A 24,526-nucleotide genomic window follows, 5' to 3' on the forward strand; every position below is an offset into this window, starting at 1 on the left:
CGGCCGCGAGCCGGAAATACGTTTCTCCGATCGCGTGCGGTCCCTAGGATCTGCGGTGATCAAGGGGGATGACACGGTGGGCGATTTCGAGCAGTTCGTAGCGGACGTGAGCACACGTCTGTCCACGATGTCCAAGGGCGAGTTGTACGTCGTCGGCGACGGCCTCGACCGGGACTCACTCTGGCTCACCTTCCTTGAATCCTTCCCGGCCGGCACCAATCTCCGGTTCCGTGAGCGGTCCGAGTACGACTGCTCGACCTGCCGCGGGTTCATCAAGAACTTCGGTAACGTCGTCGAGATCCACAACGGACGGATCCGCACCGTCTGGTCCGGGGTGTCCGCATCCGATCCGGTCTTCTCCGTCGTCGCCGCCGCACTGGACGAATTCGTCGGCATGCTGCCGTTGTCCGGCGTTTTCCGGTCCACCGAGGCGCAGTACGGGACGAGGACGACCCGGACACTGCGCGACGGCCAGGTCGAGGTGTGGCACCACCTGAACGGCCGGGTGGAGAAGCGGCACCACACCACCGACGCCGGCGCGGCACGGGGCTCGTTCGACGCCGCGGTGCAGGTGTTCCAGCGCGGCCTGGCCGAGCTGACCCAGCAGGCCCTGGACACCGTCGTCGACCTCATCGACGGCGACGCCCTCTACCGCGGCGCGGAGCATCGCCGGGCGGTGACCGAGTTCCGGTCGTTGCAGAACCAGTGGACGCAGGCCACCGACGGGCGGGCCTTCGTGTTCGCCAACGCCATGAACCCGGCGGCCCGGTTCCGTAACACGGTGATCGGCACCCTCGTCCAGGAGCTCTCCGCGGGCGTCGACCTGGAGCACGCGGTCCGGTCGTTCGAGTCGAGGGTGGCACCGCAGAACTACCAGCGCCCCACCGCGCTGATCACCCCGGCCATGGTCAAGGCCGCCATGAAGACCATCGACGAGCTGGGCATCGAGGAGTCGCTGCAGCGACGGTTCGCCCGGCTGTCCGACGTGTCGGTCACCAACGTGTTGTGGGTCGGCAACGACACCCAGTCGCAGATGAAGGACGGCATCGAAGGGCTGCTCATGCAGGCGGCCACCACCACGCCGGCAGGTCCGCGCCTTCGCGACGCGAAGCCGGAGGAGATCCCCGTGATCGCCTTCATGAAGGACATCCTGCCTGGGGCCGCGACCATCGACCTGTGGGTCGCCAACAGCCACGAACCGAACTTCGTCAGCCTCACCACCGGCCGGCACCCGGCCGCACCGCGGCTGTTCACCTGGGACAACGATTTCGGGTGGTCCTACCACGGCAACCTCACCGACTCGATCAAGGAGAGGGTCAAGCGGGCCGGCGGCAACGTCACCGGCAAGCTGCGGGTGAGCCTGTCCTGGTTCAACCACGACGACCTCGACCTGCACGTGTTCGAACCCAACGGCGACCACATCTGGTACCAGGACAAGCGCAACAAACTGGACGTCGACATGAACGCGGGCGGGGGCTTGTCCCGCGAGCCGGTGGAGAACGTCACCTGGACCCGCAACGTCCCCGACGGCGAGTACCGGATCGAGGTGAACCAGTTCCGCAAGCGGGAGAGCGCCGGGGTCGGCTTCGTGATCGAGACCGAGAGCAACGGGAGGATCGAGCACTACAGCCACGAGCGGGCGGTCGGCCAGAAGGAGACCGTCGAGGTGGGCCGGATGACGGTCGCCGGCGAGAAGATCACCGCTTTCCGGCCGGGTAAGGACATGCGGCCGGGCAGCGCCGGCAAGGACCTGTGGGGCATCACCACCGAACAGTTCGTGCCGGTGTCCACCGTCATGTACTCGCCGAACTACTTCGACGACAACGAAGTCGGCAACCGTCACTACCTCTTCATGCTGAAGGAGTGCGTGAACGACCAGCCGACCCGGGGGATCTACAACGAGTTCCTGCGCCGCGACCTGCAACCGCACCGCAAGGTGTTCGAGGTCCTCGGCGATCGCACCAAGTGCGAGCCGTCGCCGGATCAGCTGTCCGGCCTCGGCTTCAGCTCCACGGTCCGCAGCTCGGTGGTCGCCAAGGTGACCACGACAGGCGGCCGGCGCCGCCTCATCAGCATCCAGTTCTGAACCCTTGCCCCGACAGCCGAGAGAGGCCACCGTGACCATTTTCGAAAAGGCCACACGAGAGAAATTCCGATACCCGTCGACCAAGGGCCTGCTGACCACGGAACAGCTGTGGGAGCTTCCGCTGACCGCCAAGTCCGGCTTCAGCCTCGATGACGTGGCCAAGACCGTCAACGCCGAACTCAAGGCCATCGACACCGAGTCGTTCGTGGCCACCGAGACCAATGCGGCGAAGGCGACTCTGGAGACCAAGCTGGAGGTCGTCAAGCACGTCATCGCCATCCGCCTAGCGGAGGACCAGGCGGCGAAGGCAGCGGCGGCCAAGAAGCTGGAGAAGGAGAAGCTGCTGGCAGTCCTGGGCCGCAAGCAGGACGCGGTCCTGGAGAACCTGACCGAGGCAGAGCTGCTGGCCCGCATCAACAACCTGTGACCCGCATCGCCCTCACAAGATTTCAGCTCCCGGCGGATCGACTACGCGGTACGTGACACGGCCTTCTGGGCATGGTGGTCCGAGCCGGCGGAAGCGATCGATGCAGGGGTGGGGGCGGAACCAGAGTGCGGTTCGATGAGGTCATGGAGTGGGTGGTCACCGGATTCGAGGTCACCGGCGCGACCATCCTGGCGGTCGGCTCGGTGCTGGCACTCGTGTCAGCCGTGGTGTCGCTGCGCAAGGGGGATCCGCGGGCGGCCTACAAACGAGCCCGGCAGGATGTCGGCCGGGTCATCCTGCTGGGCCTCGAGATCCTGATCATCGCGGACATCGTGCTGACCATCACGGTCGAGCGCACCCTGCAGAGCACGCTGACGCTCGGCGTCCTCGTGCTGGTCCGGACGTTCCTCAGCTTTTCGCTGGAGGTCGAGCTGGAGGGTTCGTTGCCGTGGCGCCGCAGCTCGGCGAGCAGGACACCGTCGAACGAGACGGAGCCGAAGGAAGCCGACGAGCCGACGGACACCGACCTTCGCTGACTTGGTGGTTATGAGGACAGTTTGCTGTTCAGGTAGCGCTGTTCCGGCCCGCTTGAGGTCAGGCGGGCGGCCAGTCTGTACTGCTCCTGGGCTGCCTCGTGGTCGCCGTTGAGGTCGAGCAGGTGGGCTCGGACGGCGTAGAGGCGGTGGTGGCGGCTCATTGCCGGGTCGTCGGACAGCGGTTTCAGCATTGCCAGGGCGGCCTCGGGGGAGTGGGCCATCGCCACCGCCACCGCGTGGTTGAGCGTCACCGCCGGGCTGGGGGCCACCCGGGTGAGCATGTCGTAGAGCAGGCTTATCTGCAGCCAGTCCGTCTCTTCGTAGGTCACCGACTCGGCGTGCACGGCCGCTATCGCGGCCTGCAGCTGGAAACGGCCTACGTGGCCTCGGGGGAGGGTCTTCTCCAGCAGGGCCACGCCCTCGGTTATCCGGTCGTGCCGCCATCGGGTGCGGTCCTGGTCGGCCAAGGGGATCAGGTCACCGGCCGCATTGGTACGCGCTGCGGACCTGGCCTGGGTGAGCAGCATCAGTGCCAGGGCGCCGGACACCTCGGCGTGCTCCGGTAGGGCGTCGTGCAGCTGGCGGACCAGGCGGATCGCTTCCGTCGTGAGCTGGATGTCCTGCAGCTGCTCGCCCGAGGTCCGGGCGTAGCCCTCGGTGAAGATGAGGTGGCAGACGTCCAGGACGGCGGACACCCGGTCGGGCAGATCATTATCGGACGGCATGTCGAAACGGGCGCCCGCCTGGCGCAGGACTGTGCGGGCCCGGGTCAGGCGCTGGGTCATCGTGCGCGCGGGCACCAGGTACGCCGCTGAGATCTGCTCCACGCTCAGGCCGCCCACCGAACGCAAGGACAGCGCCACCTGGGACGGGCGGGTCAGCGCAGGGTGGCAGCACAGGAAGAACAGGCGCAGGGTGTCGTCACGGTCGTACGCGAGCGGCCCGTCGAAGACCTGGGGATTGCGGGCCGCGTCCAGCCGCTCCCGGCGTACCCTCGATGTCTCTGATCTTGCCTGGTCGATGAGCCGGCGGGCGGCGACGGTGATCAGCCACGCTCGGGGATTGTCCGGAAGTCCGTTGTGTGGCCATTGGGTGGTCGCGGCCTCGGCGGCGTCCTGGAGCGCCTCCTCGCAGTCGCCCAGGTCGCCGTATTTGCGCAGGAGGGCGGCCAGGACGTGTGGCGCCTCTCGACGCCACACGTCAGCCAGATCAGAATCGGTCACTGGTCGTCGCCGCCGGGCCACATGAGGAGGCGGAGCTCGACCGTTTCGTCGGGGCCGGAGAAGCGGGCGGCGACCTGTTCGGCGCGGGCCTGGCTGTCGACGTCGATGAGGAAGAAGCCGGCGAGGTGTTCCTTGGACTCGGAGTAGGGGCCGTCGCTGACCAGGGGATCGCCGTCGCGCCAGCGGTAGAGGCGGGCGGCGGTGGGGTCGCCGAGGGCTTCGCCGCCGAGGAGTTCGCCGTTGGCCGACAGTTCGGTCATGACCTGGTTGAACTCGCCCTGCAGGCGGGCGCGGACGTCGGCGGGCAGGGCCTTGTGGGCGTCGAGGTAGTCGCTGGTCGGGTGGCCCCAGGGCTGCGGGTTCGAGTGGATCAGGATGACGTACTTCATGGCGGTCTCCCTCGTGTCGTGTTGCTTGTGACCGGTACGTCGGAGCGGGCTCATCGATGTCTACATGGTTTGGTCCCGGACCGTAAGAAAGTCCCATCGCGGCTGCCTCTTTGTCACCTGTTCCGCTCCCATCGCTGGTCACGGCCCGGATCACGAGGAAACACTGCGGACTACACCTCTGTCTTAGGAGTTCGTTGTGCTTTCCTCCGCTCGCGTCCCCGCGGCCACTGCGGCCCTCGCCGGTCTGCTGCTGATCTCCGCCTGCAACAGCGGTGAGGGCGATGTTCCTCCGGTCGCGGCGCCGTCGCCCGCGGCGGTCCCGGCGTCATCGTCCGCCGGGACGGAGCCGGCCGCCGAGCCGACGACCGCTGCCGCGACCACCAGTCCCGCGTCGCGGCCGACAACGCGCCCGGCGTCCACGCCGACCACCGCAGCGACCGGCGGCGGTGCTAACGGCAGCGGGGTTTTCAGCGGCACCCGTCAGGTCTACCTGCTGCCGAAGAACAGCGAGGCCACCCTCGGTGTCGTCGGCGGTGGCAAGATCGGCCTGTCCTCGGCATTCGGCGACAACGAGCTGTTCGTGCTCACACCGACCACGCCCGGCGGCGACGAGTTCCAGATCCGCACCGGCAAGCTGCGCGCCGGCGGCGAGGCGTTGTGCGTGTCGGCGAAGCTCGGCGCGGGCGGCAAGCCCGGCACCGTGGTGACGGCCGGCTGCGACGCCGGGGCCGGCGACCAGGTCTTCCGGTTCCGGCGGACCGGCGAGTCGAACGGCAAGCCCACCTACACGATCCGGACCGGTTCGACCACGTACATCATCCAGGACCCGACCGGCGAGATCGCCGGAACCGGGGTCGGGGTCGCCGCGGTGACCATCGGCGAGGGCACCGCCGACATCGATACGCCGTTCGTGATCGCCGACAAGGGCAAGGCCTCCCTGCCGTCGCTGGACTGATCAACTAACCGTCTACTTAATCTTCAGAGGCCACGATTACCGTCAGGGATGAAAGAGCGATCCGCCATTCTTTCCATGGTGGATCGCTGAGATTCCCGCATGAAGAGGTTCGATGAACAAGCGTTCTGCTCTTGCCGGTGTGCTCAGTGCCGCCGCGGCCGTCATCGGCGCTGTGTTCGTGGCTCCGGCTGCTGCTCAGGCCGCGTACACCTGCCGTGACGGCGAGGTCTGCCTCTACCAGCACTACGACAAGACCGGCAGTGTCGCGGTCCTGCTGCGCAACAACAGCGCGGGCGAGTTCGAGGACTTCCGTAACTACCGGTACACCAACGGCGAGAACCTCAACGATTCCGTGTCGTCGGTCGTCAACAAATCGAACCGCGGCTTCTGGATCTATTCGGAGGGCAGCTACAACACGAAGAAGAACGGGCTCGCGTACTGGATCTGGCCGGGCCGGGAGATGAACTTCGGGCCGCACTGGTCGACGATCGACATGAACGACAAGGCCTCCTCGCTGAGGACCGCCTAGATCATTTCGGCCGGGCGCCAGGCTGTGTCACGATGGCGTCCCGGAAATCACCGTGTCTCGGGGGTGTGGGAAGCGTGCTGGCGCCCGCCCGTTCCGGATCTATCTATGTGCAGGTCCTCGGCCCGCTGCGGATCTGGCGCGACGGCGTCCAGGTAGATGCCGGCCCGCGTCAGCAGGCCTATCTGTTCGCTCTGCTGCTGGCGCACGCCGGCCACGTGGTCTCCACGAGCTCGCTCGTGGACCTGATCTGGGGGACCGACGTCCCGCCGAGCGCGGTGAACCTGATCCAGAAGCACGTCGGCGGTCTGCGGCGGATGCTGGAGCCGGGCGTGACCTCGCGCGGCGACGGGTCGTACGTGCTGCGCCGCGGCGCCGGGTACGTGTTCGCCGGTGACGGCGAGGTGGCCGATGTCGTGGCGTTCCGCGAACTGGTCGCCACGGCCCGGTCGGCCCGGGACGGCGCGGCGCTCGACGCCTATGCCGAAGCGCTGGGCCTGTGGGCGGGCCCGGCCGCGAAGGGCATGCAGCACGCCGCCGCCGCGATCCCGGCATTCGCCGCGCTCGACGGCGAGTTCCTCGACGCCGCGGCCGCCGCGGCCGAGCTCGCGGTGGCCCTGGACCGGCCGCAGGAGGTGCTGGCCGCGCTGCGGCTGGCCGCGACGATGGATCCGCTGCACGAGCCGGTGCATGCCGGGCTGGTCACCACGCTCGCGGCCGCCGGGCTGCAGGCCGAGGCCCTCGCGACGTTCGACGAGGTCAGGTTGCGGCTGGCGGGCGAGCTCGATGTCGAACCCGGCCCGCTGCTGCGGGCCGCGCATCAGCGGGTGCTGCGGCTGACGCTGTGGCCGCGGGAGGCGGCCGGCTCGCTGCCGCGCCCGGCGGCCTCGGCCGCCGAAATGGCCGGTCTCGTCGGGATGGCTGGTCTCATGGGGCGGGCCGGTCTCGTCGGGCGGATTGAGGAGCGCGCGGAGCTGTGGCGCTCGATCGACGCGGTGATGGGCGGCGGCTCCGGGGTGGTGCTCGTCGAGGGCGAGCCGGGCGCCGGCAAGACCCGGCTGATCGAGGAGGCCGCCGCTGAGGCGCGCCGGCGTGGCGCGCAGGTGTTCTGGGGTCAGTGCCTGGAGGGCGACGGAACGCCGTCGATGTGGCCGTGGGTGCAGGTCATCGAGACGATCCTGACCGGTCTGCCCGCCGCTGCCCGGCAGAAGTGGCTCGGCGGGGAGCTCGGCAGCCTGGTGCAGGCGCGCGCCGACGCCCCGGCCGGGGCGATGATGCCGGAGAACGACACCCGGTTCCGGCTCTTCGAGCGCGTCGCCGGGCTGGTAGCCGAGGTGTCGGCGCAGCGGCCCTGCGTGCTGATCTTCGACGACCTGCACTGGGCCGACGTCGCGTCCCTCGAGGTGCTGGCCCATCTGGTCACCCGGCTGCCACGCGGCAGCCTGGTGATCGGCGCGTTGCGTACGGTCGCACCGCTGCCCAGCGCGGAACTGACCCGGCTGCTCGCGGTGGCGAGCCGGGCACCCGGGCAACGCCGGATCCGGCTCGGGCCGCTCGCCCCGGCCGACGTCGCCGAGCTGGTACGCCGGGAGACCGGCCAAGCCCCGGAACAGGACGTGGTCCTCGGCATCCACACGCGTACCGCAGGCAACGCCTTCTTCGTCCGGGAGCTGGCCCGGTTGTTCGCCGAGACCGGCGTGTTCACCGCGGACGGCGTGGCCCGCGCCGGCGTACCGGCCACCGTGCGCGACGTGGTCTACGACCGGCTGGCCGGCCTGGACGACGACGTGTGCGCGCTGCTGCGGATTGCCGCACTGGTCGGCCGCGACATCGACCTGCGGCTGCTCGCCGGGGTGGCCGGCATCGGCGTGCAGTCGTGCCTGGACCGCCTGGAGCCGGTGGACGCGCTCGGCCTGCTCGAACCGGTACCCGGCAACCCGTTCGCGGTGCGGTTCGCCCACGACCTGATCCGTGAGTCGGTGGCCGGCCTGACACCCCGGCCGAAGACGCCCGAGCTGCACCTGCGCGTCGCGGACGCGCTGGAGGCCGCGGGGCTGGGCGACGATGCGGTCGCCGAGCGCCTCGCCCACCATCTGCGGGCGGCCGGCCCGCTCGCCGATCCGGCCCGGACCGCGACGTCGCTGATCCGCGCCGGGCAGCGGGCCGCGGCCAAGTCCGCCGTTCAGGCCGCCGAGCAGCACCTGCGGTCGGCGGCGCGGACCGCTCGCTCGGCGGGCCTCGCCGAGCTGGAACTGTCCGCGCTGGCCCTGACCGCGGCGGTCGGCATGCAGTCGCGGTACGGCGCGGCCACCCTCGACGTGCTGGAACGCGCCGAGCAGCTGGCCCGCGACCTGGGCTGGGAGCGGGAAGCGACCGGCTTCCAGTTCTCCCGCTGGCTGGTGCACGCCACCCTGCTCGAGCTGGACCACGGCGGCGTGGTGGCCCGGCAGCTGCTGGAACAGGGCCAGGCGTCGTCGGATCCGACCGTGCGGACGTACGGTCTGCGGGCCTGGGGCCTGCACAACTGGCACATCGGCGACATCGGCGAGTCGTTTCGCTACCTCACGAGGTCGCACGAGCTGCTGCACACGACCCGCGACGAGGACCCGGTCCGTTACGACGTGGAACTGCTGATGGACGGCATGCTCGCCGAGACGACCGCGCTGCACGGCCGCGTCGACGAGGCCCGCGCGATGTTCGACGCCGCCGAGGCGCAGGCAACCGATCCGTACGCGATAACGGTGTGGTCGTCGCTGTCGGCGCGGACCGCGGCGATCGCCGGGGACCCGCACTGGGCGTTACGGGCCGCCGAGGCCGGCATCGCGGCCGACCCGGACTTCTCGTTCGTCTTCCTGGGCACCTATCAGCGGCTGGCCCGCTGCTGGGCGCTGGCGCTCACCGGGCCGGACCCGGCCGCGGCCATCGCCGAGGCTCAGGAGATCATCGCGGCGAACCTGCTGGAGCCGACCCGAACCTGTGTGTCCACCTGGCACGCGCTGCTCAGCGAGATGTGGTTGGCGGCCGGGCAGGTGGAGGAGGCCGCCGCGGCCCTCGACCGTGCCGAGTACCTGCTCGAGACTCACGGCCAGCGGTACGCCGAGGGCCTGATCCTGCTGCTGAGGGCACGGCTGATGCAGGCGCGGGGCGCGCCCGTCGCGGCGGTCCGGGCTGCCGCCGGGCGTGCGTACACCCTGTCGCTGGAGCGTGAGGCTCATCTGTTCGCCCGCCGTGTCGAGCGGTTCATGGCCGGGCTGCCGGGCTGAGCCCACCGCCGGCCGGTGCGGTTCGCGGGCGGACGGGGCGCCGGGCAGGTCGACGTGCAGCAGGCGGGCGCCGTCGAGGGCCGCGAGACCGACGAGCGGGGTACGGCTGGTGACCAGGACGAGGCAGTGCGCGGAGTTCGGCAGCAGTGCGCGTACCTGCGCGGCGTCCTGGGCGTTGTCCAGCAGCACCAGAATGCGCCGGCCGGCGGTCAGGCTCCGATAGGTCCCGATCATCGTGTCCACTGTGTCCGGCATGCCGGACATGGGTACGCCGAGCGACCGCAGCAGCGTGTGCAGCGCGGCCTCCGCCGGGAGGCTTCGCGCGCCCGCCACGTGCCCGCGCAGGTCCAGGTAGAGCTGGCCGTCCGGGAACTGGGCGGCCACCTCGTGCGCGAACTGGCTGGCCAGCGCCGACGTACCCGCCCCGGCGACGCCGTCCAGGGCGACGACCAGCGTGCTGGTCCGCGGCGTGGCCAGCAGTTCGGTGAGCGCCGCCAACTCGCCGGCGCGCCCGGCGAAGGCGGGCAGCAGCGGCGGCAACTGCGCCGGGCGGGCCGGCGCGGCAACCGCACCGGGCCCCGCCATGGCGGCCAGGATCTGCCGGTGTGCCTGCCGCAGCGCCCATCCGGGATCGATGCCGAGTTCCTCGACCAGCCGGGCGCTCACCTCGTGGAACGATGCCAGGGCCTCGGCCTGCCGGCCGTCCGCGGCCAGCGCGGTGATGAGGCTGGCCTGCATCGACTCGTGCAGCGGTGCCATCCAAGCGGCCAGTCGCAGGGCGGGCAGGATCCGTTTGGGCCGGCGCAGCGTGATCGCGAGGTCCGCCGCCGCGCCGCAGGCGTCGAAGAACTCGTGGTCGAGCGACGTCGCGACCGGTATCGCGGGGGAGTCCGGCGTCAGCGACTGCGCGGTGGAACCGTGCCAGAGGTGCAGGGCCCCGGCGTAGTCGTCGAGCGCGGCCTGCAGCCGGCCGGTCGCGCGCTTTCCGGCGGCGGCGCGCACGAGTGTGCGGAACCGGTCCAGGTCGAGCTCGTCCGGGCCGACCGTGATCAGGTAACCGTGGCCGCGGCGCCGCAGATACGAGCCGTCGCGGCGCGGTTCGAGGGCCGGTTCCAGCAGCCGGCGCAGATTGCCGATGTACTTGTGCAGGATGTTCAGCGCGCTGGCCGGGGCTTCGTCGCCCCAGACCAGGTCGATCAGTTCGGACTTGCTGACCGGCTGGCCGGCGTGCGCCAGCAGCAACGCCAGCACATGCGCCTGTTGCCGGGGACCGATGTCCAGTTCCTCGCCGTCGCGCCACAGCCGCAGCGGGCCGAGCATCTGGATGCGCAGGTTGTCGGTGCCGGTGGAAATCTCGGTTAACGAAGCAAACACCACTTCACCCCCCATTTTGGTACGGGTGTTGCTGTGCGTGCAGCCTGACGGAGTCCACTGGACGATCACTTCAGGTGAACTGACGCCCGCACTGGCATCGCACTGACCACCGGGATCCGGTTACAGGTATCCGGCACGAAGTGCGTGCGCGACCGCATGGGTGCGGTTCCGCAGCCGGAAGCGGACCGTGACGCCGTGCAGCACGTTCTTGACGGTGCGTTCGGAGCAGTCGAGCCGCTGGGCGATCTCCCGGGTCTCCAGGCCGTCGGCGAGCAGGCGCAGCACGTCGAGCTCACGCCCGCGCGGCGCCCGGGTGTCCTCGGCTGGGCCGGATGGCTCGCGGCGCAGCCTCAGCACGGTGTCGATGAGCTGACCGACGGCGGCGCTCGGCAGATTCCGGCCGTGCCGCGCCGCCGTCCGGACCGCGTCGCGCAGACTCTCGGCCGTCACATCGTGCCGGTAGAGGACGGCCGAGACACCGCCGTCCAGTACTTTGAGCAGCTCGGACTCGCTGAGCCGGGCCACGACCAGGACCACCGGGCGGGTACGGCTCAGCGCGGCCAGGTCGTCCAGCACCGGCTCCTCGATGCGGTCGGCGGCGAGGACGGCGACGCCCGGCCTGCCGGCGCCGGCAGGGTCGCCCAGCTCGATCAGCGGGCTCGCCTGGAGGTGATGGGTCAGCCCTGCGAGCACCAGCGGGTCGTCGCCGTGCACGGTCACCGGGATCAGCCGGGCACGTTCACTGCCGCCTCGCGTTGCGGCTACCGACATCGACCACCCCTGACTACTGACTTGCCCGCAGCATCCAGGATCGGGTGCGTGACTTACTTTCGACTTCCGTGCGGCTGAACAGGGCATCATGGGAGCGCGCCCAGGCCGGGATTCGAGGCCAGGTAGCCGGATTGCCCGAAAGGGCATAGATGGCCTCCGGCCGATGTCGCCGTGCCGCCACGCACGTCGATGCCGATCGCAGGCCGCTGTACTGGGACGCGATGCGCGTGGCGCTCTCACGCGGGCGGGCGCCCTGTACTATCCGGCCGATCGGGAAACCATGCCCGATCGAGCAACATCGTCGGCGCGTCAGGGGTAATCAGGGTGACAACGCCGGCCACGCCGGAGCACGCGGACGGCGACGCGGCATCCGGCGACGGGCTCCGGCTGCACGTGCTCGGCCCACTGCGCGTCCTGCGCGGCGACGTCACCCTTGATCTCGGACCTCCGCAGCAGACGTTTCTGCTGGCCGTGCTGCTGGCGCGGGTGGGGCGGCCGGTCAGCGTCAGCGAGCTGATCGACCTGATGTGGGGCGACGACGCCCCGGCCAGCGCCGTCAACGTGATTCAGAAACACATCGGCGCGCTGCGCCGGCTGCTCGAACCGGCGGCGGCGCCTCGCGGCGCCAGCTCCTACCTGCGTCGGTACGGCAATGGCTACGTCTTCGTCGACGACCACGGCGTGCTGGACCTGGTCATGTTCCGCCGGCTCGTCGCGGCGGCGGAGAGGGCGTCCGGCGACCCGGCCCTCGACGCGTACGTGCGGGCACTGCGGCTCTGGCGCGGCCCGGCCGGCGGCGGGATCGGTGGCGCCCCGGCGGTGAAACCGATCTTCACGGCTCTCGACGAGGAGTTCTTCGCCGCCTGCATCGCCGCCGCCGACCTCGCCGTCGCGCTCGGCACTCCCCAGCGGGTGCTGCGGCCGCTGGGGCTGGCAGCCTCCCTGGCCCCGCTCAACGAACCGGTGCAGGCCGCTCTCATCGTCGCTCTCGGCGCGTCCGACCGGCAGGCCGAGGCGCTCGCGCTCGCCGGCCGGGTCCGCGCCCGGCTGGCCGACGAACTCGGCATCGACGCCGGACCGGCACTGCGCGCCGCGCACCAGCAGGTGCTCGGCCGGCCCGGACCGGCCACGGTGGAGCCCGCGGTGGACGCGCTCACCGGCACCGACGGCCTGGTCGGGCGGGTCGCGGAACTCGCCGTGCTGCGGTCCGGGATCGAATCAGCGATCGGTTACGGCACCGGTGTGGTCATCGTGGAGGGCGAGCCCGGCGCCGGCAAGACCCGCCTGCTGGAGGAGGCCGCGGCCGAGGCCGGCCGGCGCGACGCGCTCGTGGTGTGGGGCCATTGCATGGAAGGTGACGGCACCCCGTCGATGTGGCCGTGGATCGAGGCGGTCGGCGCGATCCTCGCGGCCCTGCCCGAAGCCCATCGCAGGGACCAGCCGACCGGCGAGCTCGACCGGTTGCTGGCACTCGGCGAGGCCGCCCGCGAGACGCTGGCGGCACCCGGCGGCGGTGCGCGGTTCCGCCTGTTCGAGCAGGTCGCCGACCTCGTCGCCCGCGCTGCCGCTCAGCGCCGGCTGCTGCTGATCATCGACGACCTGCACTGGGCTGACGTGGCCTCGCTGCACCTGTTCGGGCACCTGGCGGCGCGGCTTCCGGCGGGTGCGGCACTGGTCGGCGCGCTGCGTACCCATGCGCCGGTGCCCAGCCCCGACCTGACCCGGGTGCTCGCCACCGCCAGCCGGGCGTCCGGTCACCGCAGGATCCGGCTCGGCCCGCTCAGCCACGGTGAGGTGAGTGAGCTGGTACGCCGGGAGACCGGCCGCCGGCCGGCGCCCGCTGTGGCCCGCGGCATCCACGCCCGCACCGCCGGCAATCCGTTCTTCGTCCGGGAGCTTTCCCGGCTGCTGGGCGCCGGCGGGACCGAGCTCGCCGACGAGGCCACGACCCGGCCCGGCGTGCCCTCCACGGTCCGCGACGTGGTTCAGGACCGCATCGCCGGACTGGGCGACCAGGCTCGCCGGCTGCTGCAGATCGCGGCGCTGTTCGGCCGTGAAGCCGACGTCGAGCTGCTCGCGCGCACTGCCGGTACGGGCGTGCAGGCGGCGCTCGATCACCTGGAACCGGTGGAGGCCCTCGGCCTGCTCGGGCCCGCGCCGGACAACCCGTTCGCCGTCCGATTCGCCCACGATCTGGTCCGCGAGTCGATCGTCGTGAGCACCCCGCAGCACCTGGTTCCCCGGCTGCATCTGCACATCGCCGACGCGCTGGACGCCGCCGACCCGGGCGGCGAGTCAGCCGCCGAGCGGCTCGCCCACCACCTGTGGGCGGCCGGCCCGCTCGCCGACCCGGCTCGTACCGTCACGGCGTTGATCCACGCGGCCCGGCAGGCCACCGGCAAGTCCGCGTTCGAAGCAGCGGAACAGCAGCTGCGCACGGCCGTGCGGGTGGCCCGCGAAGCCCGGCTCGCGGAGTTCGAGCTGGCCGCGCTGTCGCAGCTCACCCTGGTCCTGGGCATGCTGGAGGGATACGTCGGGTCGCCGCCGGAGATCCTCGAACGTGCCGAGACGCTGGCCCGTGAGCTGGGCCGCGAGCGTGAGGCCACGAGTTTCCTGTTCACCCGCTTCACCGGACTGTCCGAGGGCGCGGAAGTCGAGCGGAGCGGCCCGCTGGCGCAGCGGCTGCGGAAGCAGGGCGAGGCGTCCGGCGATCCGGTCGTGCGGGTCTACGGCCTGCTCGCCTGGGGCATGCACCAGTGGGAATCCGGCGACATCGGCGAGGCGTCGCGCCATCTGACGTGGTGCACCGAGGCTGCGGCCGAGGACCGGGTGCTGACCGAGGACCTTCCGCTGCTGCGCGACGTGAAACTGCTCGCCGCCGGCATGCTCGCGCTGATGACCACCCTGCACGGCGACGTCGCGCGATCGCGGGAGCTGTTCGACACGATGGAGGCCGAGGCCGGGGACGATCGGTACGCGGTGACGTTCTGGGCGTCCTTCGCGGTCATCGCGGCGGGGCTGGCCGAGGACCCGCACTGGGCGCTGCGGATCGCGGAGCGCAGCATCGCCGTCGACCCCGACCTGTCGTTCGTCTTCCTCGGCACGTATGCCCGGCTGGGCCGCTGCTGGGGGCTGGGCATGACCGGCCAGGACCCGTCAGCGTCCGCAGCCTCCGCCGCCGAGCTCGACCGGCTGGTGTCCGGCAATCTGCTCGACCCGCCGCGTTCGTCGTACACCACCTGGCTCGCCCTGCTGGCCGGCCTGTACCTGACGGCCGGTGACACCGAGGCGGCCGGCGCCGCCCTGGACCGCGCCGAGCACGGCATGCGTACGCACGGTGAGCGCCACTGCGAGGGCCTGCTCCTGCTGACACGGGCCCGGCTGCTGCTGGCCCGGGGCGAACCCGCCGGCGTCGTCCGGGCCGCGGCCGAGCGGGCCCGGGCGCTGTCGGCCGGTCGCGAGGCCCACCTGTTCGCCCGGCAGGCCGAGCGGCTGCTGAGCGAACTCGGCGACTGACCGCCGCGTGCCGTGCCGCCGATCAGGCGGCGTTCACTGTTCGTGAAGTACGGCCTCACACACTGGTCCCGGTGACGCGATCCGGGAGGTGGCGGTGAACATGGTGCAGGTGACGGTACGGGCGTCGGACGCGCTCAGCCGGGAGGGGCTTGCCAGCTTCCTGGACGCGAGCCCGGGCATCACCGTCGTGGACGGCGACGCGGCCGTGCCGGGCGGGGTGCTGGTGGTCTGCTGCGAGCGGTTGAGCGCCGAGGTGATCGCCATGCTGCGCCTGTCGGCCGCCGAGACCGGAGCGCCGGTCGTGCTGGTGGTGCACGATTTCACCGAGGCCGACCTGGTCATCGCGGTGGAGTGCCGGGTCGTCGCGGTCCTGCCGCGCGCGGCGGTGAGCCCGGAGAGGCTGGCCCACAGCGTGGTCGCCGCGGCGGCCGGCGGCGGGGTGCTGCCCTCCAACCTGGTCGGCGAGCTGTTGCGGCACCTGGAGCGGGTGCATCGCGAGGTGCTCGCGCCGCGCGGCCAGAACGCCGCGGGACTGACCCCGCGTGAGGTGGACGTGCTGCGGCTGATGGCGGACGGTCTCGACACGAACGAGATCGCGGACGCGCTGAGTTACTCCCAGCGGACCGTGAAGAACGTCATCTACAGCATGACGAACCGTCTCCAGCTGCGGAATCGCTCGCACGCGGTCGCGTACGCCGTGCGTACCGGGATGATCTGACCCCGAGCACCAGGAAAACGACGGCCGCCGGCGCCGCACGCTCGCGCTCACCGACGAGGGCCGGCGCGAACTGGACCGATGGCTCGCCGCGCCGAGCCGATCGACCATGGAGATCCACGACGAGGGACTGCTGCGGCTGTTCTTCCAATCCACCCGCGACCCCGGCGCGGCCGTCGCGATCGAGCGTCTGGCCGGGGAACAGATCGCCGCCCACGAGCAGCGCCTCGCGCAATACCAGGCGCTGGTGGCGTCGGGCCTGCTGCGGCCGGGCACGCCGAGGCGGGCCACGCTCGAGGCCGGGCTGCGGCTGGAACAGCTGATGATCGACTTCTGGCGCGAGGTGGGCGCGGGGAGGGACTGAACGCGTTCAGCCGGCGTCCAGAACTCTTCCACTGGTCGTGACTACGGTCATGACTCGTCCCGACCCTGAAGGAACTTCGATTGACCGACGCCGATGCTCTCCGCCTGCAGATCATGGGGCCCTTACGGGTCTGGCGAGGCGACACCGAGCTCGATGCCGGGCCCCGCCAGCAACGGTGCCTGCTGGCTCTGATGGTCGCCCAGGAAGGCCGGCCGATCGGCATGTCCGACCTGATCGAATTGATCTGGGGAGCCAACCCGCCGGCCAGCGCGGTGAACGTCATCCACAAATACATCGGCGTCCTGCGCCGGCTGCTGGAACCCGACCTGGCGCCGCGCGCACCCGGCGCCTACCTGACACGCCACGACAACGGCTACCGCTTCAGCGCCGGGCCAGAGACCCTCGACCTGATCGCGTTCCGCCAGCTGGTCGTGCGCGCGAAGGAAACGCAGGCCCAAGGCCGGCTCGACGACGCCCTCGACGACTACACCCGGGCACTGCGCCTGTGCCAGGGCGCCGCGGGGACGAACCTGGCCGAGAGCGCCGCGGCCGCGGCGACCTTCGCCGGCATCGACGGCGAGTTCTACGACGCCGTGGTCGCGGCCGCCGGCATCGCCGGGCACACCGGCCATCCGTCCCGCGTGCTCGCGCCGCTGCGACTGGCCGCCAAGATGGGCCGGCTGCACGAGCCGGTGCACGTCGCGCTCGTGGAGACCCTGGCCGCGGCCGGGCACCAGGCCGAGGCGCTCGAGGCCTACCGCAGCGTCAGGGAACGGCTCGCCGACGAACTCGGCATCGACCCCGGCCGCGAACTGCAGAACGCCCAGCAGCAGGTGCTCACCCAGGGTGGGGCGCCGGAGCCCGCCGACCCCGGCCCGCCCGCGGTGCCGGCACGACCCGTCCCGCTGGTACGCCCGGCGCAGCTACCACCGGACCAGCCGCTGTTCGTCGGCCGCTCGCACGAGATGAGCGTGCTGCACGACCACATGGACGCCATGCGCGACAGCCGCCGGACCAGCCCGATGGTGGTCGCCGTCGACGGCATGGGCGGCGTCGGCAAGTCGACGCTGGTCGCCCACTTCGCCCACCAGGTCGCCGCCGACTTCACCGACGGCCAGCTCTACCTCGACCTGCGCGGCAACGAGGACGAGCAGGGCAGCGTCCCGGCCGCCGACGCGCTGCGTTCCCTGCTCTACGCCCTGGGCCTGTACGGCGCCGACGTGCCGGACACCTTCGACGCGCTCGTCGGGGCGTACCGCAGCCTCACCGCCGGCAAGCGCTTCCTGGTGCTGCTCGACGACGTCCGCGACGCCGTACAGGTACGACCGCTGCTGCCGAACTCGGTGGACAGCCTGGTGCTGATCACCAGCCGCCGGCCGCTGGTCGGTCTGGCCGCCTCCGACGGCGCTCGCCTGCACCGGGCCGACCTGCCGGACCTGCCGGACGCCCGGAAACTGCTCACCACCCGGCTCGCCGGCCTTCGCGACCTCGACGGGGGCGAGACGGTCCTCGACGAGATCATCGAGCTCTGCGGCCGCCTGCCGCTGGCATTGGCCGTGCTGGCGGCGCGACTCGGCGTACGCCCGAAACTGTCGATGGACACGGTCGCCGCCGAACTGCGCGACGGCGCCCACCGGCTGGCGGCGTTCCCGGAGGGCCGCGGCGTGACCGATCCGCGTACCGCGTTCTCCTGGTCCTATCGCCAGCTCAGCCCGGGTGCGGCCCGTCTGTTCCGGCTGCTGTCGCAGGCGCCGACCGCCGGCATCACGGCCGAGGCCTGCGTCAGTCTGGCCGGAGGCGACGCCGCAGGGACACGGGCCGCACTGGAGGAGCTGTCCGAGGCTGCGCTCGTGACCGAACAGGACGGCGGCTGCTTCACCGGGCACGTGCTGGTCCGGGCGTACGCAGAGGAGCTTTTCCGGACCCTCGACCCGCCGGCCGAGCAGCGCGCCGCGGTCACCCGGCTGCTGCAGTACTACCTGCACAGCAGCTTCAACGCCCAGGTGGTGCTGGCCCCGAACCGTACGCCGATCCCGCCCGATCCGGCGCTGCCCGGCGTGGCGCCCGAAGACCCGCAGACCTACCAGGAAGCCATCGCCTGGTTCGCCCGGCACCGGCGGGCACTCAAGGAGGCCGTGAGCGTCGCGGCCGACCTCGGGTACGGCATCGTCCCGTGGCAGCTGGCGATCACCATGCAGCAGTACTTCGAGTGGTACGGCTACTTCCAGGACTGGGACGACGTCATGCGGGTCGCGCTACAGGCCGCCCGCGGCAGCGGCGACGTGCTCGGCGAGGCACACGTGCTGCGCAGCCTCGCCGGCGCCCGCTGGTTCTTCGGCGCCAATGAGGAATCGCTCGCGCTACTCGCCGCGGCCCTGGAAGTGTTCGACGAGTACCGGATGCTCCTCGAACAGGCACTGACCCACATCAACGTCCACGCCGTGCACACCTCACTCGGCGAACACAAGAAAGCCCTGGAGAGCGCCGAGACGGCGGTGCAGCTGTGCCGTGCGGCCGGCAACGAGACGTCGCTGATGCGCAGCCTGGACTGCAAGGGCCGCTCCCTGGCCCGGCTCGGCCAGCACGCCGAGGCGGCGCGGGTGCTGCAACAGGCCCTGGAGATCAACCTGCGGGTCGGCCGCCGGCACGAGGAAGCCATGATCCGGGTCTCCATCGCGCACAACCTCGTCGACCTCGGCCGCACCGACGACGCGGTGGCCGAACTGCGGCGGGCCGCGGCCGCGGCCCGCTCGGTGGGCCAGGGGCCCTACCACTTCCAGGCGTTCCGCAGCCTGTCCGAGTTGCTGAACACCCTCGGCGACGACGCCGGGGCCCGTGAGGCGTTCGACCGTGCCAGTGAGGTGCTCGACTCCTTCCAGGGCGGCGGCCCGCCGCACATGCGCGAGCAGCTCGACAACCTGGCGCGGAAGCTGCCGATCCACTGACCGTCAAGAGCGCTGTTCTACCTTTCCGGCAGACGTGAACTTCGGGTAGGTGGGGGCATATATGAGCAGGCCGGTCGTATTCATCCATGGGTTGTGGATCCACTCCAGCGCCTGGCAGCCGTGGCAGGAGCTCTTCGAGCTCCAGGGCTATCGGACCGCGGCGCCCGGCTGGCCGGGCGACGGCGACACCGTCGCCGCGACCCGGGCGAACCCGGACGCCGTCGCCGGGTACGGCGTCGACGCGATCACCGAGGCGTATGCCGCCGTGCTGGCCGGCTACGACGAGAAACCGATCGTCATCGGCCACTCGTTCGGCGGGCTGATCGCGCAGAAGCTGCTCGACCGTGGCCTCGCCGCGGCCGCCGTGGCGTTCTCCCCGGCGCCGATCAAAGGCGTCCGGGCACTCCCGTTCAGCCTGCTGCGCACCAGCTTCCCGGTGCTGTCGCGGCCCGGCAACAAGCAGCGGGCCGTGTCGCTGACCGAGAAGCAGTTCGCGTACTCGTTCGGCAACGCGCTGCCCGCCGCCGAGTCCGCCGAGCTGTACGAGCGGTTCACCATCCCCGGGCCGGGACGCCCGCTGTTCGAGGTGTCGTCGGCGAACTTCACCCGTGACGCGCCGTCGGCCGTCGACACCGCGTCGGCGAACCGGGGCCCGCTGCTCATGGTGGCGGCGGGCAGGGACCACACCGTTCCGGCCGTCGTCGTCCGCGCGGCCCACCGGCTCTACGCCGGCTCGGCGGCCCGGACCGACATCACCTGTCACCCCGACCGCGGCCACAGCGGCGTGTTCGACCACGGCTGGCGTGAGCTCGCCGACGAAGCACTCTCGTGGGTCCGCTCCCTGGATCGTTCAGGAGCACCGTCAGCGTGAGCAACCTCGTGCCGGGCGCCGTTCACGGCGCCCGGCAGATGCGGTGCGGATGGCAGGTCACCACCCGCTGTCGATCACAGGGTCAGGAAGACCGCGACTCCTCCGAGCCTGCGGTTCTTCAGCAGACTCCCGGCGAGGACCGACAGGCCGATCAGGCCGTATTTCCGCAGGATCCGCCTCGCCGCCCAGTGCGTCTGCTCGCGGCTGCCGATCCGAGCCGTCGCCTCCACGGTCTCGCCGAGAACGCGGCCCCGGACGGTGCACGGCGCCAGCGTGACCCGGTTGTCGCGGCGTATCCGTTTGATCTTGCCGGTGTCCTCGCCGGTCCAGATCGCCAGCTCGTCGCCGGGGGCAGGCAGAATCCAGACCGGCGTCGACACGGCACTGCCGTCGCGGCGAAATGTGGTCAGCAGGACGTATTTGGCGGCGCGAAGTTCCTCGGGAGCAGTCACCGCGCGACCGTATCGAGGGCCTCTTGACAGCTTGTGTACCAGCGATCCGGCGACGGATCGGGCCGGTGATCCACGAATCGTCAAGTGCGGCTGGCTAGCGTCATGACGAAACCAGCTCCTGGAGGATGCCGTGCCGCACCGCTACCTGACCGCGCTCGAGACTCCCTCGGTCGAGGCCGCGCAACAGGAGTACGGCAGTCACACCGCCATGCGGCGCCTGATCGCCGGGTGGGACACCGACGCCGAACTCGGCGAGGACGAGGCCGCGTTCATCGCCGAGCGCGACACCTTCTACCTCGGCACCGCCGGGGAGAGCGGCTGGCCTTACGTCCAGCACCGGGGCGGGCCACCCGGGTTCCTGAAAGTGCTGGATGCCGGCCTGCTGGGCTGGGCCGACTATCGAGGGAACCGGCAGTACGTGTCGATCGGCAACCTCCGGTCGTCCGCGAAGGTGTCGATCTTCCTGATCGATTACGCCCGTCAGCAGCGGCTCAAGATCCTCGGCGAGGCCCGGGTGGTTGATGCCCGGCGTGCGGACGCGGCAGACCTGGTGGCGAAGGTGAGCACGCCGGGTTACCGCGCGCACGTCGAACGGGTCATCACCGTCGAGGTGCACGGATATGACTGGAACTGCCCGCAGCACATCACGCCCCGATGGACGCAGGCTGAGCTCGCTCCCGTACTGGAGAAGCTGCACGGCGAGCTGAAGGACTTGCGGGACACCAACCGCCGGCTGCTCGGGGAGCTGACCGAGCTGCGGGGCCGCAAGCCCGGCACCGCCAGCTGACCCTTCCGCCACCTGGCCCTTCCGTCACCTGACCGGTCCGCCGTGAGCCCGGCGGTTACCCTGTGGCAGGTGCGTGCGGCGGGGGTGCGGGCACGGGAGCGCTCGATCAAGCAGGAGGCGCCGGTGTCCGCCGAGCGAGCGCAGTGCGCCGGGCACCGATCGGCATGACGGTCCCTCCGGGTGTGCGTGCCCAGATCCTCGGCCCGCCGCGGCTCTGGCGCGACGGCGAAGAGCTCGATCTGGGCCCGCGCCAGCAGGCGTACCTCCTGACGTTGCTGCTGGCCAGGGCAGGACAGCCGGTCAGCGTGGCCGAGCTGGTCGACCTGATGTGGGACGAGGCTGCCCCGGCCACCGCGCTGAACGTCATCCACAAGTACGTCGGCACGCTGCGGCGCCTGCTGGAACCGGGCCTGCCCGTCCGGGGAGCCGCGTCGTACCTGGTGCGTCGCGGCAACGCCTATCAGTTCGTGCCGCGCCCCGGAACACTCGATCTAGCGGACTTCCGGAGTCTGGTGGCCGCCGCCGCCGCTGCGGGGCGCGACGACGCTGCGCTCGACGCCTACACAGCCGCCCTGCGCCTGTGGCAGGGACCCGCCGGCGACGGCATGACCCATCCGCCGGCCGCCATGTCGATCTTCGCGGGGCTGAACGGCGAATTCTTCGACGCCTGTGTGACGGCGACGGAGCTGGCGGTCGCCGCGGGCCGCCCCGAGCGGGTGCTGCCGGCGGTGCGCCTGGCCGCCTCGATCGGGCCGCTGCACGAGCCGGTGCAGGCGAGCCTGATCACGGTTCTCGGCGCGGCAGGCCTGCGGGCGGAGGCGCTGTCGGTCTACCTGGCGGTGCGTGCCCGGCTGGCCGAGGAACTCGGTGTCGACCCGGGAACCGCTCTGCTCCGGGCCCATCGGCGGGTGCTCGGCGGGCAGGCGCCGCCGTTCGTGCCCGCCGTTTCGCCCGTCCGTCCGGCGGCGGCAGCGCCGGTGCCGCCCGCTGGTCTGGTGGGGCGGTCCGAGGAGCTGCGCGCCCTGTGGCACCTCGTCGAACCGGCGCTGACCGGTGGCACCGGCCTGGCCCTGGTCGAGGGCGAGCCGGGAGTGGGCAAGACCCGCCTGCTGGAGGAGATAGCCGCCGAGGCGGACCGGCACGGCATGCTCACCGTCTGGGGCGGCGGCGTCGAGGGCGACGGCACGCCGGCGATGTGGCCCTGGGTGCAGGCGATCGGCGCCGTCGTGGCGAGCCTGCCCGCGGCTGCCCGGGCCCGGTGGCTCACCGCCGAGCTGGGCCGGCTGGTGGCACCGCGAGCCGAGATTGCCGTGCCGGACAGCGGCACCCAGTTCCGGCTGTTCGAGCAGGTGGGGTCGATGCTCGGGGAGATGGCGGCGCAGCGGCCGGTGCTGCTGCTGATCGACGACCTGCAGTGGCTCGACACCGAGTCGCTGCAGCTGTTCGGGCATCTGGTGTCGCGGTTGCCGGCCGGCGTGGTGGTGGCCGGCTCACTGCGCAACCAGGCGCCGCTACCCGGTTCGGAGCTCGCCCGGACGCTGGCCGCAGCGGCCCGGGTGCCGGGTCACCGCCGCCTCTCGCTGGGTTCGCTCGGACCGGCCGAGGTGGCCGAGCTGGTCCGCCACGAGACTGGCGTCGACGCGGATCCGAGCGTGTCCGAGGCCATCCACGCGCGTACCGATGGCAATCCGTTCTTCGTTCGTGAGCTGGCCCGCCTGCTCGGCGGCGGCGACCTGAGCAGGGACGCCGTCGAGCGGGCCGGGGTGCCGTCCACGGTCCGTGACGTGGTTCTCGACCGGATACGCGGGCTCGACAGCGGCGCCCGTGACCTGCTGGAGACTGCCGCGATCGCCGGCCGCGACGTCACGCTCGGCCTGCTCGCCCGGGCCGCCCGCCTCGACCCGCAGACCTGCCTCGAACGCCTGGAGCCGCTGGGGTCGCTCGGCATGGTGGTGCGGGCGCCCGGTGACCCGTTCGTGTTCCGTTTCGCCCACGACCTGGTCCGCGAGGCGGTCGCCGCGGCCACCCCGCTGGGACGCACCGCCCTGCTGCACCTCGCCGTCGCTGACGCGCTGGAGCAGACGGCGACGATCGAGGAGTCCGGCACCGAACGTCTCGCGTACCACCTGTGGGTCGCGGGTCCGCTCGCCGATCCGGTCCGGACCGTGCGGGCGCTGATCCGCGCGGGTCGTCGTGCCACCGACAAGTCCGCCTTCGCCGCGGCGGAGCGGCAGTTCCGCTCGGCCGTGCGGCTGGCGGCCAAGGCCGGCGAGACGGAGCTGGAGCTGTCCGCACTGACCCAGCTCACGACCGTTGCCGCGATGCAGGTGGGTTACGTCGACACGGCGCCGGAGCTGCTGGAACGCGTCGAGAAACTGGCCCGTGGCCTGGGCCGTGAACGCGAGGCCGCGGACTCGCTGTTGTCCAGCTGGATCGCCACCTCGCACGGCCTCCGCCTGGAGCGCAGCGCCGAACTGGCAGGGCGCATGCTCGCCGTGAGTCGTGCGTCCGCCGATCCCGTGGTGCGGACGTACGGCCCACAGGCGTGGGGCATCCATCAATGGGATCGCGGCGACATCACCGAGGCGGTGCGGTCGCTGGGCGAGAACGAAGGCTTCCTGCTCGACCAGCTGGCCGACCGTGCGCCGGAACGGTTGCGCCGCGACATGGGGATGCTGTGGCCGGGGATGCGCGCGACGGTCCTGACCATGAACGGCCACGCCGAGGCGGCGCAGGAGCTGTTCGATCTGATGGAGACGAGCGCGGCCGGTAAGCCGTTCGAAGTGACTCGGTGGGCGCACCACAGCACCACGGCCGCGGCGATGGCCGGCGACGCCAGCCGGGTTCTGCGGGTCGCGGAGAAGGGCATGGCCGCCTTTCCGGAGCGGGCGTTCCCGCACGTCCGTGCGTACGTGGAGATATGCCTCTGGTGGGCGCGCGCGGTGACGGGCAACGATCCGGCCGGTGCTGCGGACCGGGCGTCCGCGATCGTGGCGGAGGCGCTGACCGACCCGCCCCGATCGGGTTTCGCGTTCTGTTCCGGGCTGGTGGGGGAGATGTGGCTGGCGGCCGGCGAGCCCGCCACGGCCCGGTCCGTCATCGAGACGGCGATCCGGGCACTCGGCACCCAGGGACAGCGCAGTGCCGAGGGCCTGCTCCTCCTGCAGCGAGCGCAGGCGCTGGCCGCGTGCGGCGAGCCCGAGCCGGTGGTCCGTGCGGCCGCGGTCGCGGCGCGGACGCTGTCGGCCGAGCGCGGCGCGCACCTGTTCGCCCGGCGCGCCGACGACTTCCTCGCGAAACTCGGCACGCCGCCCGGGATGTGACTG

17 protein-coding genes and 1 pseudogene are annotated in these 24,526 nt (G+C 71.5%); 13 read left to right on the plus strand and 5 right to left on the minus strand.

Annotated features, from left to right (window positions below; translation table 11 throughout):
- Positions 1 to 76 precede the first annotated feature (76 nt).
- The 3 genes from B0I29_RS41185 to B0I29_RS41195 all read left to right on the plus strand — a co-directional run bounded on the left by B0I29_RS41185 (position 77) and on the right by B0I29_RS41195 (position 3,049).
- Positions 77 to 2,086 carry a YfaP family protein gene (locus tag B0I29_RS41185; RefSeq protein ID WP_111654674.1) on the plus strand — a complete coding sequence of 670 codons (2,010 nt, stop codon included), beginning with the start codon at positions 77 to 79 and terminating at the stop codon, positions 2,084 to 2,086.
- A 31-nt stretch (positions 2,087 to 2,117) separates the two neighbouring features.
- Positions 2,118 to 2,513: a hypothetical protein gene (locus B0I29_RS41190; RefSeq protein ID WP_111654616.1), complete on the plus strand. Its 396-nt coding sequence runs from the start codon at positions 2,118 to 2,120 to the stop codon at positions 2,511 to 2,513.
- A 125-nt stretch (positions 2,514 to 2,638) separates the two neighbouring features.
- Positions 2,639 to 3,049 carry a DUF1622 domain-containing protein gene (locus tag B0I29_RS41195; protein ID WP_245973159.1) on the plus strand — a complete coding sequence of 137 codons (411 nt, stop codon included), beginning with the start codon at positions 2,639 to 2,641 and terminating at the stop codon, positions 3,047 to 3,049.
- Between the two features lie 8 nt (positions 3,050 to 3,057).
- Here the strand turns inward: B0I29_RS41195 and B0I29_RS41200 are convergent, their stop codons facing one another.
- Both B0I29_RS41200 and B0I29_RS47200 read right to left on the minus strand, forming a co-directional pair.
- Complete coding sequence (locus tag B0I29_RS41200) at positions 3,058 to 4,272, minus strand: RNA polymerase sigma factor (RefSeq protein WP_181558241.1); 1,215 nt, start codon at positions 4,270 to 4,272, stop codon at positions 3,058 to 3,060.
- On the minus strand, positions 4,269 to 4,661 hold the full coding sequence (locus tag B0I29_RS47200) for a YciI family protein (RefSeq protein WP_111654619.1): 393 nt from the start codon (positions 4,659 to 4,661) through the stop codon (positions 4,269 to 4,271). The genes B0I29_RS41200 and B0I29_RS47200 overlap by 4 nt, the downstream gene beginning before the upstream one ends.
- 196 nt (positions 4,662 to 4,857) lie before the next feature.
- On the opposite strand from B0I29_RS47200, the gene B0I29_RS41210 reads away from it, so the two are divergent.
- From B0I29_RS41210 to B0I29_RS47205, 3 genes are all read left to right on the plus strand, one after another.
- Complete coding sequence (locus B0I29_RS41210; RefSeq protein ID WP_111654620.1) at positions 4,858 to 5,616, plus strand: RICIN domain-containing protein; 759 nt, start codon at positions 4,858 to 4,860, stop codon at positions 5,614 to 5,616.
- Between the two features lie 112 nt (positions 5,617 to 5,728).
- Positions 5,729 to 6,145: a peptidase inhibitor family I36 protein gene (locus B0I29_RS41215; RefSeq protein ID WP_111654621.1), complete on the plus strand. Its 417-nt coding sequence runs from the start codon at positions 5,729 to 5,731 to the stop codon at positions 6,143 to 6,145.
- 74 nt (positions 6,146 to 6,219) lie between these two features.
- Positions 6,220 to 9,405, plus strand: a complete 3,186-nt coding sequence (locus B0I29_RS47205) for an ATP-binding protein (RefSeq protein ID WP_245973160.1) — start codon at positions 6,220 to 6,222, stop codon at positions 9,403 to 9,405.
- 603 nt (positions 9,406 to 10,008) lie between these two features.
- Here B0I29_RS47205 and B0I29_RS47210 read toward each other — a convergent pair.
- Positions 10,009 to 10,794: pseudogene (locus B0I29_RS47210) on the minus strand (AfsR/SARP family transcriptional regulator); the annotation flags it as partial.
- A 105-nt stretch (positions 10,795 to 10,899) separates the two neighbouring features.
- The gene (locus B0I29_RS41230) at positions 10,900 to 11,550 is read right to left on the minus strand and encodes a response regulator transcription factor (protein ID WP_146617061.1); all 651 of its coding nucleotides are present in this window, start codon (positions 11,548 to 11,550) and stop codon (positions 10,900 to 10,902) included.
- A 324-nt stretch (positions 11,551 to 11,874) separates the two neighbouring features.
- Here B0I29_RS41230 and B0I29_RS41235 point away from each other — a divergent pair, with 324 nt between their 5' ends.
- The 5 genes from B0I29_RS41235 to B0I29_RS41255 all read left to right on the plus strand — a co-directional run bounded on the left by B0I29_RS41235 (position 11,875) and on the right by B0I29_RS41255 (position 19,961).
- Positions 11,875 to 15,066, plus strand: coding sequence for an ATP-binding protein (locus B0I29_RS41235; RefSeq protein ID WP_245973161.1), 3,192 nt, complete (start codon positions 11,875 to 11,877; stop codon positions 15,064 to 15,066).
- Positions 15,067 to 15,166: 100 nt separating this feature from the next.
- Positions 15,167 to 15,784, plus strand: a complete 618-nt coding sequence (locus B0I29_RS41240; RefSeq protein ID WP_221402899.1) for a helix-turn-helix transcriptional regulator — start codon at positions 15,167 to 15,169, stop codon at positions 15,782 to 15,784.
- Positions 15,785 to 15,890: 106 nt separating this feature from the next.
- On the plus strand, positions 15,891 to 16,145 hold the full coding sequence (locus B0I29_RS41245; RefSeq protein WP_111654625.1) for a virulence activator alpha C-terminal domain-containing protein: 255 nt from the start codon (positions 15,891 to 15,893) through the stop codon (positions 16,143 to 16,145).
- Between the two features lie 80 nt (positions 16,146 to 16,225).
- Positions 16,226 to 19,090 carry an AfsR/SARP family transcriptional regulator gene (locus B0I29_RS41250; RefSeq protein WP_245973162.1) on the plus strand — a complete coding sequence of 955 codons (2,865 nt, stop codon included), beginning with the start codon at positions 16,226 to 16,228 and terminating at the stop codon, positions 19,088 to 19,090.
- 61 nt (positions 19,091 to 19,151) lie between these two features.
- A complete protein-coding gene (locus B0I29_RS41255; protein ID WP_111654626.1) occupies positions 19,152 to 19,961 on the plus strand; it encodes an alpha/beta hydrolase in 810 nt (269 codons plus the stop codon).
- Positions 19,962 to 20,035: 74 nt separating this feature from the next.
- On the opposite strand, the gene B0I29_RS41260 is transcribed toward B0I29_RS41255, so the two are convergent.
- Positions 20,036 to 20,413, minus strand: coding sequence for a PPOX class F420-dependent oxidoreductase (locus B0I29_RS41260; RefSeq protein WP_111654627.1), 378 nt, complete (start codon positions 20,411 to 20,413; stop codon positions 20,036 to 20,038).
- Between the two features lie 130 nt (positions 20,414 to 20,543).
- Here B0I29_RS41260 and B0I29_RS41265 point away from each other — a divergent pair, with 130 nt between their 5' ends.
- Both B0I29_RS41265 and B0I29_RS41270 read left to right on the plus strand, forming a co-directional pair.
- Entirely contained in the window at positions 20,544 to 21,200 is a 657-nt protein-coding gene (locus B0I29_RS41265) for a pyridoxamine 5'-phosphate oxidase family protein (RefSeq protein ID WP_111654628.1), read from the plus strand.
- A gap of 164 nt (positions 21,201 to 21,364) precedes the next feature.
- Positions 21,365 to 24,523, plus strand: a complete 3,159-nt coding sequence (locus tag B0I29_RS41270; RefSeq protein ID WP_111654677.1) for an ATP-binding protein — start codon at positions 21,365 to 21,367, stop codon at positions 24,521 to 24,523.
- The last annotated feature ends 3 nt before the right edge of the window (positions 24,524 to 24,526 follow it).

Source organism: Actinoplanes lutulentus, from assembly GCF_003259845.1.
GTDB classification, from domain to species: Bacteria; Actinomycetota; Actinomycetes; order Mycobacteriales; family Micromonosporaceae; genus Actinoplanes; species Actinoplanes lutulentus.